Origin of the sequence: Delftia sp. WSY_22 (assembly GCF_043104185.1) — a bacterium.
In the GTDB taxonomy this organism is placed as follows: domain Bacteria; phylum Pseudomonadota; class Gammaproteobacteria; order Burkholderiales; family Burkholderiaceae_C; genus Comamonas; species Comamonas tsuruhatensis.
Map to the genome: position 1 here is coordinate 87,464 of NZ_JBICKN010000020.1, position 16,176 is coordinate 103,639.

Here is a 16,176-nt window from a genome sequence, read left to right on the forward strand (position 1 = left end):
TGTTCAACCACCACCACTGCACACCATGACCGACCACAGCCTTCACACCGATCTGTTCTCTCCCACCCAACTGGGCGGCCTGTCGCTCGCCAACCGCTTCGTCATGGCCCCGCTGACCCGCAGCCGCGCCGGCGACGACGGCGTGCCCACCGAACTGCACGCCACCTACTACGCCCAGCGTGCCAGCGCAGGCCTGTTGATCAGCGAAGCCGTCAACATCTCGGCCCAGGGCCGCGGCTACAACCTGACCCCCGGCATCTGGACCGAGGAGCAGGTCGCCGGCTGGAAGAAGGTCACCGACGCCGTACATGCGGCCGGCGGCAAGATCGTGGCCCAGCTGTGGCACGTGGGCCGCTACTCGCACGTGGACCTGCAGCCCGGTGGCGTGGCCCCTGTCGCCCCCTCTGCCATCAAGGCCGAAGGCGTCACCTTCACGCCCAACGGCGTGGCCGAGGTGTCCATGCCCCGCGCCCTGGAAACCAGCGAAATCCCCGGCATCGTCGAGCAATACCGCCATGCGGCCGAATGCGCCAAGCGTGCAGGCTTTGACGGCGTGGAAGTGCACTCGGCCAACGGCTACCTGCTCGACCAGTTCCTGCGCGACTCCACCAACCACCGCACCGACGCCTATGGCGGCAGCATCGAAAACCGCGCCCGCCTGACGCTGGAAGTCACCGACACCGTGGCCAAGGTCTGGGGCGCCGACCGCGTGGGCATCCGCCTGTCGCCCGTCACGCCCAACGCCGGCAACACGCCGCTGGACAGCGACGTGATGGCCCTCTACAGCTACCTCATCCCCCAGCTCAACCGCTTCGGCCTGGCCTACCTGCACGTCGTGGAAGGCGCCACCGGCGGCTCGCGCGAACTGCCGCCCGGCGTGGACCTGGACGCGCTGCGCAAGCTCTTTGACGGCGCCTACATGGGCAACAACGGCTATGACCTGGAACTGGCCATGGACCGCCGCGCCAAGGGCTTGGTCGATACCGTGGCCATCGGCCGCCCCTTCATCGCCAACCCCGATCTGGTGGCCCGCCTGCGCCACGGCAAGGAGCTGGCCGTGGCCCCGCACGAGGCCTACTACGGCGGCGGCGCCCAGGGCTACATCGACTGGCCTGCATTGGCGTAACTCCCCCTGAGCGGCTTACGCCGCTTCCCCCGTTGCACGGCGCCCCCTCTCGCTTCGCGGGAGGGGGCGTCCGGGCAGCCGGCGACACCCTCGGTACGGGGCGGCGCGGCCGGCGTAGGCCCTTCCTCGGTGTCCCTTGCCTTGGGCTGCACCAGTTTTATGCGCCACGCCATCTACGGCACACTGGCTGATCCGTGTCCCCATCGAAAGACCAAGCCATGCAACTGCTGATCGTAGGCGCCACGGGGCTGGTGGGCAGCCAGGTGCTGCAACAGGCCCTGGCCGACAGCCGCATCACCCGTGTCGTGGCCCCGGTACGCCGGGCGCTGCCGGCGCATCCCAGGCTGCTCGCCCCCATCGTCGATTTCGAGCACCTGCCCGAAGGCGCCGACTGGTGGCGGGCCGATGCCCTGGTCTGCACCCTGGGCACCACCATCAAGACAGCCGGCAGCCAGCCGGCTTTTCGGCGCGTGGACCATGACTACCCGCTGCTGGCCGCCCGCCTGGCCCATCGGCACGGCACGCCCACCTATGTGCTGAACTCGGCCATGGGCGCCGACGCCGGCTCGCGCATCTTCTACAACCGCGTCAAGGGCGAGCTGGAGCGCGACCTGCAAAGCCAAGGCTTCGCATCGCTCACCTTCGTGCGCCCCGGCCTGATCAGCGGCCCGCGCACCGAGCACCGGGCGGGCGAGCGCTTCATGGTCAGCCTTCTTGGCGCCCTGGGCCCGCTGCTGCCCCGGCGCTGGCGGCTCAACCCCGCACACCGCATCGCCCATGCCTTGATAGAGGCAGCTGTCAACGCCAGGCCCGGTGTCCATATCGTGGGTTCCGAGGCGCTGGCCGAATGAGCCCGGCGCCTGCACGCGCAAAAACAGAACCCTTCAGGAACCCTTGCATGAACCCGCATATCGCCCCGGTCGATCTCGCCAAGTCCTACCGACTGATCAACCACGGCCCCACCGTCCTGGTCTCGGCACGCCACGGCGGCGTGGACAACGTCATGGCCGCAGCCTGGTGCTGCGCGCTGGACTTTGCGCCCCCGAAGCTCACCGTGGTGCTTGACAAGGCCACGGCCACGCGCGCCCTGGTCGAGCACAGCGGCATGTTCGTGATCCAGGTGCCTACGGCCGCCCAGTTGCAGCTCACGCACCAGGTCGGCACGCTTAGCCTGTCCACCGATGCCGGCAAGCTCGCCACCAGCGGCGTTCAGCTGTTCGGCATGGACGGGTTCGACCTGCCCTTCGTGGACGGCTGCGCCGGCTGGCTGGCCTGCAGGCTGATCCCCGAGCCCCACAACCAGCAGGCCTACGACCTGTTCATCGGCGAGATCGTGGGCGCGTGGTCCGACACCCGCGTGTTCCGCAACGGCCACTGGCACTTCGAGGACGCCGACCCCGCGCTGCGCAGCCTGCACTACGTGGCGGGTGGGCAGTTCTATGCGATTGGGCAGGCGTTGAGGGTGCAGGAAAGCAAAGAATAGTTTCTTTTTCCATTTCAGAAATCTGGCAGTACTTCTACTGCAATGCTTGCTGCGTCCTGAAGATCAATACCGCATCTGCGGTATATTTTCACTGGGACAAACAATTCATTATTCCTTCCCGTGGGTGTTATTTTTCACATCAACTGAAGGGAATCAAAATGGAATGGAACTCAACAAGAAACCAGTGGACGCGTCAGCTTGTCTTTTCCTTGATCGCGTGTCCCATCGCGGTCTTGATGACAGGGTGCAGTGGTGCAGAGGAAGTCTTGGATGCCATCGCAGTCGCCACAGGAGATGGTGGCAAGCGTGTCAAGCTCACCGGTCCTATCATGGGCGATCAGCGCATGATCTGCATTGATAGTCCACCACGCGTGGCACCGGCCGAATTGCAAAGAGAAATTGACAAATACCTGTTCAAGTCCATCCGTTGGGATAGTGGCACACCCGACAAGAAAACGACTGTCAACAAGGAAATCGAGGACAACCGGTCATGCAGCTATCGGATATCACCTTACGAAACCATTTCCTGGGACCAGTTCGTTTCTGACGCCATCAATCAGCAATTGGCAGATTGGGGGAATTTCAGCGCAAATACAAATATGGCAGGCCAAAAATATATCGATGTCTGCATGAAAGACAATGAATGCGAGGATGGAGATATTCTAGCCATCACATTGAATGAAAGGGAAGTTGCTCGTTCCGAACTTTTCAACCAGCCAAGTTGTTTTGAGGTGCCCGTCAGCTCAGGAGTCAGCTATCTTGGCATACGGGCCATCAATGGCAGCGGCAACAAGGGAGCGTGCTCCTATGCGGATCGAAATACAGGGGAAGTGACGGTAAGCGGGGCCACAGGCGCGGGACGCACGCAGCTCTATAGCGTGCGTGGCGGCCAGGGCTCCTATGGATCACTCACCATCGTCAATTAGTTTTCGCATCCTGGAAGAGGATATGACCGCATATTGACCAGCTCAATAAAAAATTCGTTCGATAAACTCCTGGGTGCTGCAACAGTCCTGCGAGCTTTGATGTTTACAAAGGGCCAATCGCAAAATAAAGCGAATAGTGCCTGCAGCTCCTGAAAACTCCGCTCAAAAAATATTTCATCCCAGAGCCGGTGCCGAAGCCATCCCGCAAATGCGGTATGGCCTTGCGCACCATGGCTGGGAAGACTGCTGTCTAGGCGGATGAGGGAAACCATCGAATCCTTGCGCCGCCCATTCCCAATCGTTTGAAAGGCAGATACCCAATGACCAAGCAGACCCCCAAATTGCGCCCCACCCTCATCGCCGGTGCCGTGCTCGCGCTTACGGCTTGCGGAGGTGGCAGTGGCGGTGGCGGAGACAACGAAGTGACGCCCCCGGTTGCACCACCAACACAAACGACCCAGGAGTTGGTGCAGAAGTACATGGATACCAGACAGGCTCTGACCGCCACCCAGTTGCCCGCCAAAGGCACCGAGCGCTTTGCGCACCTCGACGACTGCTACCTGGGCAACGGCAGCAGCAAGGAGCGCCTGATCACCCATTGGGATGAAAACCAGACCCAGGTCCAGGCCTCCAATGCCTACCAGATTGGGCGGAGCTTCGAAAATCTGCAAATCCTGGCAGAGCGCAAAGCCACCAATGCCGACGGATCCGCACGGCATGAGGTGGATATCAGCTACGACGAAAAATTCACGGACGGGACCAGCACAAGGGACCAGCGTGAAACGCTGATCGCAGGAAGCAGCAGCGGCACCTGCGCCACTCCCCGCAATGCAGCCGAGATGCGCAGCCTGGGCAATCAGCGCGTGGTAAGCGTGGGACTGGTGTCGCGCAACCGCGCCAATGTGATACGCCAGCTGTCCGACGGCGAACCGTCCTCCAGTCCGTTCCACTTGCGGCGCGAGGTGCAGTTTGGCATTTCCGATCCTGCTCGGCTGGCAACTTACGCCATTGTCAGTTGGCCGTCGGCGAAAGCAGGCGGCGCGCGCAACTCGCTCAAGCTGCTGTCGCCACGCATCATGCGCGATGCACCCGAAATGCAAGGCGTGCGGGGCAACGCCAGCTATGCGGACACCAACAACTTCCGGCAGTGTCGATCGAACGCCAGCAACGACGTGGCCAACGCCGGCACGGCAGATTGCACCAACGCGCAACTGGGTGTGGCCAACGACTCGTGGGGCTCCACCGTGCGCAGCGGGTTCGATGCTGCCGCCATGGCAGACGGTGACAACCGTTTCGCAGCGCTGGGCCTGGCAGCGGGAACCGAGGTGCGCTTCGATATCCATGCCGACGATGGCTGGAAAGCCGTCAACGGACAGCAAGGCAAAACACCCATCGCCACCTATCAGGTCACGCTGAAGAGCGGGTCTTATCCGTTTGCGCAGATACCTGTCAATGCCTATCCCCAGTTCAACACCATCTCGCCCTCAGAGGGCGAGATCGTGGCCGGCTTCAAGGCCGGCGGCGGCAGCGCGCAGGTTGTCTGGTCGGCTGCGCAACCGCCAGCGGGCAGCATGCCCATAGCACTTTCAGTACTCAGTTCCTACCGGCAGGGCGCTGCGGCGGGGTCTGCCTCCGGCCTGCCCACGGTACGCACGTCCAACCTGACCGTGCCTGTGCCCAAAGGAGCCACCTCGGCCACCATACCTTTTGGAGGCAAGCCGGACGGTGCATCGGCCACGAACTATGCCGAGTTCCTCCTCGTCTACGCTGACCGCAACGGCAGGGAGATGTACTACAACCTGCAATACACCCCCTGAAGCAAGGGCTGCGTGACCAGCGCCCAATCCATCGCCCAGCCCGCAAGGCGCTGCGCGATGGGCAGGGACTGTTCACACCATTCCCCACCCCTGCAGCAGTTGCACCAATTCCACCTGCCGATGGCAGCCCGTCTTGCGCATCAGGTTCTTCATGTGGGTGCGCGCCGTATGCCAACTGCATCCTTCCATCAAGGCATAGTCCTTCACGGTCTTTCCGCCTGCCAGAAGCAACAGAAGGCGGGTCTCGCTGGGTGACAGGCCCAGCATCTCGCCCACCAGGCCTTGATTCTGCAAAACCATGGAGCCGGGCAACGTCAGAAAGATCAGGGCCAGGGGCTGTTGCCACGGCGCGGCAAACGCATGGTTGGCCGCCAGAGGCAACGCAGTCAGCCTGAGCCGGGACTGGCTGGGCCGGCTGCCTTGGAGCACCAAGGCAGCCGCCTTTGCGGGATTGGCGCAAGCGGCGGAGACCAAGCCTTGCAAGCGTGCATGCGCCTCGCCCGATGTGCATCGCAGCCCGCCGTGCACACATTGCAACGTGCCGAATGTTGCGAGCAGGCGCTCTGCCGCCGGATTGGAATGCTGCAGCCGGCACCGAGCATCCACGACGAGCAGTGCCTGCGCCAGCGCATCCAGTGCCGCGAGTCCCCATGCTGCCTGGCCGCATAGCTGGCCCATGCGCGCGCGCAAGCGGCCGGCCCGCTCGATGTGCGGCATCAAATGCTCTAGGAATGCCTTGTCCTGTGCACCATAGACGCCGGCATCCCTGGGGCGCATGAAACTGATGAAATCACGCGCATTGCCTTCCACGCGAACGGTGGCAGCGGCGGTATGCCGCAGTCCCAGCGGAACCAGCCAATCCGTATAGACGCTATTCTGTGACGCCTGCCTGGCACTGATGTGCTCATGGTCCAGCATGACCTGGGCCACGGGCAGCCGCTGCACGGTTGCCATCCGCAGGTCGTTGTGCGCGTGGTGTGTCTCGTACTCCTGCATCAAGCCGTGATGCAGACCGAAGCTTTCCAGATTGCTTGCGCTTTGCGGAACGGCTGCCTCGCCAGCATTCAGCGTGAAATAGTGAAAGACGCCCGCCTGCAATTGCGCGCACATTCCCGCGAGCGCCTCGCTCCAGGCCTGGGTAGCGAGCACCCCCTCATACAGCTGACCGGCGATGGCATCAATGCGTTGTTGCACGGACTCACCTCGGCTGCAGGGATTGCAGCAGCCCCACCAATTCCACCTGCCGGTGGCAACCTGTCTTGCGCATCAGGTTCTTCATGTGGGTGCGCGCCGTATGCCAGCTGCACCCCTCTATCCGGGCGTAGTCCTTGACGGTCCTGCCCGTGGCAAGCAGCACCGCCAGACGCGCTTCCGAGGGCGACAAACCCAGCGCTTCCTGCACGAGTCCGGGACTCGGGCCAGAAAATGGCGTACCGGCATCCGCCATTACCAGCAAAGCCATGGGCCGCTGGCGGAACGCAGCGGCATGGCTGGGCTTGAGCGGCAGGACCGTCACCATCAACCGCAACGCAGAGCCTGCCGTCAGGCACAGCGCCCCGGCCAGGCCCTGTGCATGATGGCCGCAAGCCTGGGCCACAAGATGCAGCAGTTGCGCCTGGGCCTGCCCGTCAACGCAGCGCAGCAGGCCGTGGCGCACAGACAAGGCTTCGCAAAAAGCTGCCAGCAGGCAGTCGGCCGAGGGGTTGCAGTAGTGGATGCGGCAATTTGAATCCACAAGTGCAATGCCTTGCGGCAAGTTGTCCAGGGCTGTGAATCCCAAAGCCGCCTGCCGCGCCAGTCCTCCCATGTGCATGCGCAGGCGGGCGGCACGCGCCAGATCGGGCATCCACTGCTGCATGAAGACCCGCTCCTGTGCGCCATAGATTCCACGATCCGTAGGACGCATGAAACCCAGGAAGTCCTGCGTCCCCCCTTCGTCGCGCACCTTGACACCCAGCGTGTTGCGAAGTCCGTGGGGCGCCAGCACATCGACGTAGACCGCATTGCGCGACATCTCCCATGCGCTGAAGTGCTCATGGTCGAGCATGAACTGGCCCTGGGGCAGGCTCGCCACGACGGACATGCGCAGGTCCTCGCCAACGTAGTGGGTTTCGTATTCACGCAATTTATCGGCATCGATGCCCGCCAGGTCGTGGTTGTGCACGCTCTCGACCACCCCGCCACCAGTGCTGCCCAGCGTGAAGAAATGGAAAACGGACGCGCCCAGCGCCTGCCGCATGGCGTCCAGCGCAGACTGCCAATCCTCAGCGGAAAGTACTCCGTCGTACAGCAGTCCCGGTATTTGGCAACTGGCACCCTGTCGATCAATAAATTTCATGGAAATGAATTATTGATTCTTTATAGCTATTTTCAATCAGACAGCTCTGAATTTCGATACCGGTCTTGCCACGTCGATTTGGGGCAATGTTCACACGGTTGTATTGCACAATCCATCAATGCCCGCCGCCCCCGTCCGCTCCGCTCCCACGCGCGAAACCTATTCCGAACTGCAGCAGGCCTACGAGCACTTCAACCAGCGCCTTTTTGACGATGCCCTGCCCCACTGCCTGATCACGCTGCAGCGCGAGAAACGCACCTGCGGTTATTTCTCTGCCGCGCGCTTTGCCTCGCTGGACGGCAGCACCACCGACGAGATTGCGCTCAACCCCGCCTACTTCGCGGCGGTGCCCATCATCGAGACGCTGCAGACCCTGGTGCATGAGATGACGCACCTGTGGCAGCACCACTTCGGCAAGCCGGGCCGTGCGCGCTATCACAACGAGGAATGGGCGGACAAGCTGGAATCGCTGGGCCTCATGCCCTCGTCCACGGGCCGGCCCGGCGGGCGGCGCACGGGCGACATGATGGCCGACTACGCCGTGGCGGGCGGCCCCTTCCTGGCGGCCTGCGATGCCTTGCTGACCACGCGCTTCCAGCTGAGCTGGTACGACCGCTTCCCGGCCATCGAGCATGTGGTCACGGGCCAGTGGAGCATGGCCACGCAGCTCCAGGGCATGCAGGGCACCCAGCCGCCCATGTCCTCCGTGCCCGCCCTGGCCGAAGCCGTGCGGCCCGTGGGCACCTCGGTGGCGGTGCCGGGCTCCACCACCGGCGAGACCACCGTGCAGCCCGTCAACAAGTCCCTGCGCATCAAGTACCGGTGCGGCGGTTGCGCCGCGCCTGTCAATGTCTGGGGCAAGCCGGGGCTGAACCTGATCTGCGGCGATTGCGGCAAAGGCTTCACAGCCCAGGATTGAGCACTCGGCAAGCCAGAGTGCTTCACCTGCCCCGCCCCACCTCCCGGCACAAGCGCCTGTGCGGACTCAATGCAGCAGCGTGGCCACCAGGGTCACCTCGGGCACGCCTGCCAGTGCCTTGGACAGCGGGCACTGGGACTTGGCCTCCTGCGCGATCTTCTGGAACTGCGCATCGTCGATACCAGGCACCTTGGCCTGCAGCGTGAGCGCGATGCGGTCGATCTTGAAGCCCTCGCCATCCTTGGCAAGCCGGACCTTGGCCGTGGTGTCCAGCATCTCGGTGGCGATGCCCGCCTTCTCGCAGGCAAAGGCAAAGGCCATCGTGAAACACGCCGCATGTGCGGCGCCCACGATCTCCTCGGGATTCGTTCCCTTGCGGTCATCCCCGAAGCGGCTGCCGAACCCGTAGGGATGGTCCTTGAGCGCGCCGGTCTCCGTGCTGATGCGGCCCTGGCCGGTCTTGCCTGCACCTTCCCAATGGACGGAAGCGGTTTTCTCGGACATGTGTTTCTCCTGTGCGTTGGTTGGACAAGCCGCCATCACAGCACATGCGCCACAGGGCAAGGCGTGGTCCCGGGGCGCGCCAGCCCCTGCGCGCACGTCCTACAGAGCCAGGCTTAAACACTCATCCAGCGATCTTTGTGATGGCAAAGCCGGCCTCCTCACCCCACAAACACCTGCCGCGTATCCGTTCGCCCCACGATCACCGCCGCCAGCACCGCCGCCCCCGCCGCAACCCCAAAATTCGCCAGATAGGCCGCCTGGGCCGAAGTCTCCAGCAAGGCCGCGAACAGCGATCCGCCAATGGCCAGGGTGGCCGCCACGGCAATGGCCTCGCACAGCTGCAGGGCCGAGCTGTTGGCGCCCTGCTCGCCGGGCGCGGACATGGACAGCGTGAGCACCGACAGGCTTGCCGACAGCAGGCCCATGCCCAGCCCCGACACGATCCAGCCCACTACCGCCATCCACACGGGCACGGCCGGCCAGGCCACGGATGCCGTCAGCAGCACGCCCGCCAGCACCGCGCTGGTGCCCACACGCAGGAAGCGGTGGCGGCTCCAGCCGTTGCGGCTGTGTCCCTGGTACCAGGAGGCCGAACACCAGCCCAGCGCACCCGCGCTCAGCACCAGCCCCGCCATGGGCGCTGACAGCCCGTGCTCGCGCGCCAGCACCAGCGGCAGGAACGCCTCGGCCCCGAAGAACGCTGCAAACACCAGCCCGCGCAAGGCGATCACGCTGGGCAGCCCGCGCCCGGCGCGCAGCGTGCCGGCCGGCAAGAGCTTCCAGGTGCAGACCAGCGACAAGGCCGCGGCCACCGCCACCGCACCCAAGGCGCCCGCCGATTGCCTTTGCCCGCCCACATACAGAAGGCAGATGCCCGTGGCCGCGCCCAGGGCCCACAGCCCGCGCCGCACACCGCCCTGCATGCCCTGGCCATGGCCGCCCAGGCCTTGGAGCGCCGGGCGCAGCATCGCCCCGGCCGGCAAGGCCAGCAGGGGCACGCCCAGGAACACCCAGCGCCAGCCCAGGTGCTCCACCACCAGGCCGCTCAACGCCGGCCCCACCAGCGCGGGCACCACCCAGGCCGTGGCAAACGCCGCAAAAATGCGCCGCCGCAGTGCCTCGGGATACCGCCGGCCCACCAGCACGTACAGCGCCACCGACATGCCACCGGCCCCCAGCCCCTGAACCAGCCGCCCCGCCAGAAACACCGGCATGGAAGGCGCAAAGCCCGCCAGCAGCAACCCCGCCACAAAACACGCCATGCCAGACCACAGCGGCGCCGCCGGCCCGCGCGCGTCGCACCAGCCGCCGGCCACCGTCATGCCCACCACGCTGGTGGCCAGGGTCACGCCAAAGGCAACCGCATACAGCGGCACCCCATCGAGCGCGCGGGCCACCGCTGGCATGGCGGTGGCCACGGCCAGGGCCTCAAAGGCAATCAAGGCCACCAGCGAGACGATGCCGATCGTCGTCAGGCGGTAGGGGGAGGACAGGATGGACCCGCTCTCGGTGGTCGTCGGCCGGACCTGATCGTCCAGCGTGAGGGAATCTTGATGGGGCATGGATGCTTCTTGGTTGCAGGGTCTGCGCCGGCCATGGCGCAGTGCCATGGCGACGAGAAGCCTGGAGCATGCAACCTCAAGTGCGGTTGAGATCAAGGGGGTCCTGCCCCCAAGTACCTCTTACCGCTCGATCACACGCCAATACTGGCCAGACGAGCGGCTGGTGGCCGGCAGCATGACTGCAATGCCATTGTCATTGGCCGTGTCCAGCACGATGGCATCCGACAGGAAGCGGTTGTAGAGATGGAACTGGCCCGGCAGGTCACTGGGCGCACAGCGCCATTGCTGGCCGCTGAAGCGTGGGGAGTCTCCCGCCGACGCCGTCATCTTCAGCTCAAGATGCGGTTTCCCGGCCACGCTGGTGACATCGAGCGCCGTGGTGCCCGGTCCGAAAGCCGCATTCTGGACCAGCCAATAGCCCTTGCCGGTGCGCATGAACCTCCATCTGTCGGCGCCCAGAATCATGGCCGGGACGGAAATCTGCCATGGCTCGAAGTTGTACAGCCCGGGGGGAGACACAAGCCCCGAGCCCTGCAGCAGCGCTACCGCGTTGCGCCTTTCGCTCCAATACAGGTTCTGCAGCCCGACCCATTGGCGGTCCTTGAGCATGGGGCATTGGTCGTACAGGTAGTCGCCCGTCTCGTAGCGCCGAAAATCCGCATCGCTGAGCCGCTGGGCCGAGAGTGCGTGTGCCTCGGCGGAGATCCGTGCCAGTTCCCGCATGGCGGCCGTCATGGCGATCAAGGGCACGGATGAACCACGCACCGGCCTTACCGGCAAGATGCGGCGAGCATTTGCAAGGTCGGAGGCCACGGCCCGCCAGCGCAATGCCAGGGTGCTGAATTCCGTTGCCATCGCCTGGGCGCGGGCCCAAGGCGGACCACCGCGTTTGCCGGTGGCGGCTGCCTGGCATGGTGCGCGGCGGCCACGCGAAGCAGCGTGGCATGACTTTCCAGCTGCGCCACGACGGGTGCAGCCGCCGCAATAGCCGCATCCATCTCCGTCTCGACGGCTGCGACACCCGCATTCCATCGGGCCTCGTCCAGCGGTGCGTCGGGAGCCAGCGAAACGGCATCCAGCTGGTCGCACAGCTGCTGCAAACGCCCGACGGCCTGCCCCAGCTTTTGCACCGTATCGGCCAGCCCGTCGATACGGGTACGCAGCGTGCCCCAAGCGGCCGATGCCGCCTTCAGCGAAGGGAACGACTGCATGCTCTCCAGGCTCCTTACCAGCGTCATGCGGCCGCTGGCATCGTCCAGATCAAGCCCGGTCACGAACGAGAACTCGGCGATATCGGTCCATACCTGCCTTGCGACTGGCTCACGCGCCGGCTCGGCTTCGACGCGGCAGCTCGCTGCCATGGCGCCACCGCAGCACAGCGCCGTGGCAGCGGCGGGCAGCCACAAAAGCCGGCTCATCTGGCGGCAGTGCCGGCCATCAACAGGCGCAGGGCCCGAGGCGCTGCCGGCATCTGTCGGGGCTCCAGCACTTCGATCAGCCACGTCGTGAACGGCGTCGGGCAGACATCTCCCAGATGCTGCGAGAACTCGATCTGGTCGCCGGCGTAGGTGAAGTTGATCTTCAGGGGCGAGCAGAAAAGCCTCTCGTCCCCGTTGCCCGTGCTGTCGTGAAAGTCGCTGCCGGTCACCATGTCGATATCGATGCGCTGGGCCGAGGCATCGGCAAACTCCAGCCAGGCCTGCACCGACGAAAGGCGGATGCGGCGGTAGCTGGCCAGTGCCGGATGGCTGGTGGCAATGGACAGGCTGATGGGCTGCCCATGCGCCAGCTGCTGCAGCAGCGCGGCGTCAGTGACCCGCAATTCCCGCCGCAGATCCCCTTGGGTCCTGGCATTGGCCGCCTGCGCGCTGGCGTGGTCTGCCAGCAGGGTGGCGTGTGCATCTGCCATGGCGGCGGCCGTGCCCGGCATCGACAGACGGTGGCCGGGCTGCTTGCCTGTCTCGTAGGCCTGTGCGGCACGGACCCCGAAGCAGTCCACGAAGAAGCCGCGGCGCGCACTTTCTGCCCTGAGGGTGATTTCCCCCTGCAGCCGCGAGCTGCGCTCCAGCTCTGTCAGCACCTGCTGCTCCAGCGCCTGCAGGCGCTTGCGCTTGCCGATCACCGCAACGTACTCCAGCTTGAGCGTGGCAAGCTCACGGGCAATGGCATTCTTGGATGCGCTTTGCTCAGCCAGCAGGCGGCCATAGACGGCCACTTTCTGCACCTGTGTCTTGAGGGTGTTGGCAGCGTTGCGCACGGCCGCCTCGGTGCCTTCCGTGGCAAGCACCAGATCCAGCCGGTTGACTGCATCGTTTTCCAGCACCGTCCAGGCGGCCTTGGCTTCATTGGCATCCGGCATGAGCGCAAGTGCACGCATGGTGTCGCCCAGCTCCCGGGAAATCCCCTCGACATCCAGCCCGCCCAGCGGCCCGCGGATCACCGGCAGCACCGCATTCAATGCGCCCTTGGCGGGATCCACCAGATTCTTGAGCGTGCTGGAGTTGTGCCTGGCCCATTGCAGCGGAATGGCAAACGACTGGCCCAGGGCCTTCAGCGCCTTGAGCGGGCCGTCTATGCTGCCGCCAAGCGTCTTGGCCTGCCCGTACAAGTCCTTCAGGCCGAGCACGCCTTTCTGACCGGTCTCGGTCAGCGCCTTCGGGTCGGGCGGCACGCCCACGCACAGGGCGGCCACACTGCCCGCGACTGCGATGACGCCAAAGGCGATTTCCAGGCTCATCTTCACGGTGCGCACGATCTGGGCAACGTCGCTCGCCAGCTTCAGCCGCATGGCGGCAAGTTCCGCTTCAAGCTCCTCCTGGCGCACCGTGCGTGCGGCGCGGTCAAGGGCCTCGATCTGCTGAATCAGCCGCTGCTCCAGCTCGGTGCAACGTGCCTCCAGCGTCTTGAGGTCCAATGTGTCCCGGTCGGCAAACGCCTGCGCGACGCTGCCCACGGCACCTGCCAGCTCGCCGCTGGCGCGCAGGCTGCGCAGGTGGGCCTCCATGGCCGCCATCACCTCCTGCCGGGCCTTGGCCAGCGACAGGTAGCTTCCGGCGCTCAGATCAGGAATCGGCTTGGCCAGCCCGTCAACGCCCATGACCGGCAGCAGACGCTGCAGCGAACCCGCCGCCTGGATCAACTCGCCAAACCCGGACTCGACCCCTGACCAGCGCGTGATCCAGCCCAGCGCCTCATGGCACAACGCCAGTTCGGCCTCGCTGTGGCCGGGCCTGCCCGCCATGCCGGCGCTCAGGGCAAACAGCGCGGCCAGCACCCTGTGCATCGGCTCGCCATGCTCCAGCAGGCCGGGCGGCACGGGGGTGTGCTTCACCACAGCCCGGTTGTCCTGCCACAGGAAATTGCTGAACCGCGGCCGCGCCACCGTGTCCCAAGCCTCCTCCAGCGCATAAGGGGTGTCGCGCGTGGGGCCGCCGTACAGCGTGAACCGGCCCTCCACGGCTTCCACGAAAATGCGCACCCTGCTGAGCTCGTTGCCCTCGTCATGCAGCATGCGCAGCACCGTCGTGCCTTCGGAAACAATGCGGCGGGCAACCACCGTCAGCCGCCGCACCGCGCCGTCAAGCCGCCTGTCGAACCCCTCGGGCACCACCACGGTATCGGCATGGATGTCCAGCGCCTGCAGGCCAGCCGCGTCGGCCTCGTCCAGCGACACCTTCAGGTCCACCACCAGATCGGCCACGGTGCCGAAGGGATTGAAGCTGCCGTCCGGCGCGCGGCCACCGCTGCAGACCAGCGGCCCTGGCGGCACCAGGCCCTCGGCACGGTAGCGATCGATCAGGGTGCGCAATTCAATGGGAGTCATCGCGGCAGTGAGCGCGGGAGTCATTGCTGAAGTCATGGCGGGTGATTCCAGGTAAGGCACTGCACCTGTGCAGCGGTTGGACAAAGGCCGGAGCAGATCGCTCAGGCTGCCTTCTTGCTGGCAAGCTCCACCAGTTGGTCCACGCTCTGCGCCTTCTTCGGCGTGCCGCCAAAGCGGCGGAAATGGTCTGCCTGTCCGGCGACACGCGCCCAGCCCTTCTTGGCCGTGCCCAGCACCACCGTCAGGCTGAACCAGTTTTCCCCTTGCAGGGACTTGCGTCCGGTGGTGCTCAAGACCTTGTGTAGGTTGCCCAGATCGGCAGAAATCGCGCGCCATGCCTCGCCCAGCGTCTTGAGCTTGGGACCCAGGTCTTCGATGCTCTTGCTGATGCTGTCAAAGCGATCATTGCTTCGGTTGTAGTAGCCGATGAATCGCTCGTTCGTGGCCATCGTGGCCTGGATGGTTCTCACCTCATCCACCTTCTCGGCAATCTTCCTGCGCGTGACCGCAAGGTCCGCACCCACACCGATATCCACCCCCGCCAGAATCAGCGGCCCGAAAAGCGGAATCGCCAGATAGGCCGGAGACGTGGACAGCACGATGACTTCATCCTTTTCCTTGCGGCGCAGAGCCTTCAAGTCGTTCTCCAGCTTCTCCACGGCGGCCTTCAGCTTCTGGTTGGCAGCACCCTCGGCGCCCAGAGTGGTCGTGAACTTCTGCTTTTGTCCATTGAATGCGGTCTTGCAGGCATTCAGGCGCATCAGTATTCCGTTGCCGTTGTCAAGAATGGAGTTCTGCAGCGCGAAGGCACGTACCGAACGCGCATTGGCGTCTTCAATCAACTGCTCCAGCGCGCTGCTGAAATTGCGCTTGATCTGCTCCGAACGCCCGCTGGGCGTATCGCTTTCCCAAACCTTGACCAGGGCCTTCCATTTCGCTTCCACCGCCGGCTCCGCCGATGGGGTGGGCGCCCCCTCCAGATCGAAACGGTCCACCAGCTCGATCAGCCGTTCATAGGTGGTTGCCGCCACATCGTTGTACTGAACGACATCGTCGGCCAGCGTCAGCATCTTGTCCTGCACATCGGCCTTGAACTTCTGGCCGACACCCTTGAGCGTGACGAACAGCTCCACCGCTTCGGAAAACTCCGGCCTGAAATCATCCTGCTTCTGCATGCCCAGCATGGCGCGCATCAGCTCCGTAGTGGTCGGGTTGTCGGTGACTGCAGACTCGAAGAACGTCGTCAGCCCGATCCAGTCCTCTGAACTGAGAACGGAAATTCCCTTGTAGATATCGGCAGACGGAGTGAAGGCATTCGTTGAGTTTGCAGGGTCGGACATGGCGAAGGCTCCTGATGGTGAAAGGCCGGATTCGGCCTCGAATCGGTGTGCAAACAAGCGGCGGCGTTGAAGAAATGACCGCACCGCAGTCATCGCCCGTCCTCCTTTTGCGCTCCAGTCAACCGGATGCTAGGTAGCCGCCATGGCCCTGTATGCCCCCCAAACAAGTGACACAAATTCATACAGCACTGGGGATAAGGACAGCAGCCGGACAGCTCTCTCACGCTCCGAGGAGCCTGTCCCTTGCGCGACCCATGGCAATGAGCACGGTACGACTCACACTCATAGGTGACACATCAGTACAAGGACATGGGTAACAGATCCAAGCTTGGCAGCTG

Annotated in this window: 14 protein-coding genes; 6 read left to right on the forward strand and 8 right to left on the reverse strand. The window is 64.5% G+C overall.

The genetic code is table 11. The features are described from left to right. The first annotated feature begins 25 nt into the window (after positions 1–25). The 5 genes from ACF8NF_RS12785 to ACF8NF_RS12805 all read left to right on the forward strand — a co-directional run bounded on the left by ACF8NF_RS12785 (position 26) and on the right by ACF8NF_RS12805 (position 5,352). The gene (locus ACF8NF_RS12785) at positions 26–1,126 is read left to right on the forward strand and encodes an alkene reductase (protein WP_392450688.1); all 1,101 of its coding nucleotides are present in this window, start codon (positions 26–28) and stop codon (positions 1,124–1,126) included. A 218-nt stretch (positions 1,127–1,344) separates the two neighbouring features. Then, a complete protein-coding gene (locus ACF8NF_RS12790) occupies positions 1,345–1,977 on the forward strand; it encodes an NAD-dependent dehydratase (protein ID WP_034367090.1) in 633 nt (210 codons plus the stop codon). A gap of 47 nt (positions 1,978–2,024) precedes the next feature. Beyond that, complete coding sequence (locus tag ACF8NF_RS12795; RefSeq protein WP_034367088.1) at positions 2,025–2,609, forward strand: flavin reductase family protein; 585 nt, start codon at positions 2,025–2,027, stop codon at positions 2,607–2,609. Positions 2,610–2,875: 266 nt separating this feature from the next. Next, a complete protein-coding gene (locus tag ACF8NF_RS12800; RefSeq protein WP_392450689.1) occupies positions 2,876–3,535 on the forward strand; it encodes a hypothetical protein in 660 nt (219 codons plus the stop codon). Between the two features lie 320 nt (positions 3,536–3,855). Further along, positions 3,856–5,352: a hypothetical protein gene (locus ACF8NF_RS12805; RefSeq protein WP_392450690.1), complete on the forward strand. Its 1,497-nt coding sequence runs from the start codon at positions 3,856–3,858 to the stop codon at positions 5,350–5,352. 72 nt (positions 5,353–5,424) lie between these two features. On the opposite strand, the gene ACF8NF_RS12810 is transcribed toward ACF8NF_RS12805, so the two are convergent. Continuing rightward, the gene (locus ACF8NF_RS12810) at positions 5,425–6,546 is read right to left on the reverse strand and encodes a helix-turn-helix transcriptional regulator (RefSeq protein WP_392450691.1); all 1,122 of its coding nucleotides are present in this window, start codon (positions 6,544–6,546) and stop codon (positions 5,425–5,427) included. 4 nt (positions 6,547–6,550) lie between these two features. Next, entirely contained in the window at positions 6,551–7,690 is a 1,140-nt protein-coding gene (locus ACF8NF_RS12815; RefSeq protein ID WP_126311388.1) for a helix-turn-helix transcriptional regulator, read from the reverse strand. Between the two features lie 118 nt (positions 7,691–7,808). Here ACF8NF_RS12815 and ACF8NF_RS12820 point away from each other — a divergent pair, with 118 nt between their 5' ends. Next, positions 7,809–8,609, forward strand: coding sequence for a SprT-like domain-containing protein (locus tag ACF8NF_RS12820; protein WP_154834241.1), 801 nt, complete (start codon positions 7,809–7,811; stop codon positions 8,607–8,609). Positions 8,610–8,675: 66 nt separating this feature from the next. Here ACF8NF_RS12820 and ACF8NF_RS12825 read toward each other — a convergent pair whose 3' ends face one another. From ACF8NF_RS12825 to ACF8NF_RS12850, 6 genes are all read right to left on the reverse strand, one after another. Then, complete coding sequence (locus ACF8NF_RS12825; protein ID WP_016447025.1) at positions 8,676–9,113, reverse strand: OsmC family protein; 438 nt, start codon at positions 9,111–9,113, stop codon at positions 8,676–8,678. A 158-nt stretch (positions 9,114–9,271) separates the two neighbouring features. Then, entirely contained in the window at positions 9,272–10,675 is a 1,404-nt protein-coding gene (locus ACF8NF_RS12830; RefSeq protein ID WP_392450692.1) for an MFS transporter, read from the reverse strand. A 120-nt stretch (positions 10,676–10,795) separates the two neighbouring features. Next, the gene (locus ACF8NF_RS12835; RefSeq protein ID WP_392450693.1) at positions 10,796–11,419 is read right to left on the reverse strand and encodes a hypothetical protein; all 624 of its coding nucleotides are present in this window, start codon (positions 11,417–11,419) and stop codon (positions 10,796–10,798) included. A 26-nt stretch (positions 11,420–11,445) separates the two neighbouring features. Beyond that, positions 11,446–12,081 carry a hypothetical protein gene (locus ACF8NF_RS12840; RefSeq protein WP_392450694.1) on the reverse strand — a complete coding sequence of 212 codons (636 nt, stop codon included), beginning with the start codon at positions 12,079–12,081 and terminating at the stop codon, positions 11,446–11,448. An 8-nt stretch (positions 12,082–12,089) separates the two neighbouring features. Continuing rightward, a complete protein-coding gene (locus ACF8NF_RS12845) occupies positions 12,090–14,534 on the reverse strand; it encodes a hypothetical protein (protein WP_392450695.1) in 2,445 nt (814 codons plus the stop codon). A gap of 65 nt (positions 14,535–14,599) precedes the next feature. Next, a complete protein-coding gene (locus tag ACF8NF_RS12850) occupies positions 14,600–15,838 on the reverse strand; it encodes an alpha-xenorhabdolysin family binary toxin subunit A (RefSeq protein WP_392450696.1) in 1,239 nt (412 codons plus the stop codon). Between the last annotated feature and the right edge of the window lie 338 nt (positions 15,839–16,176).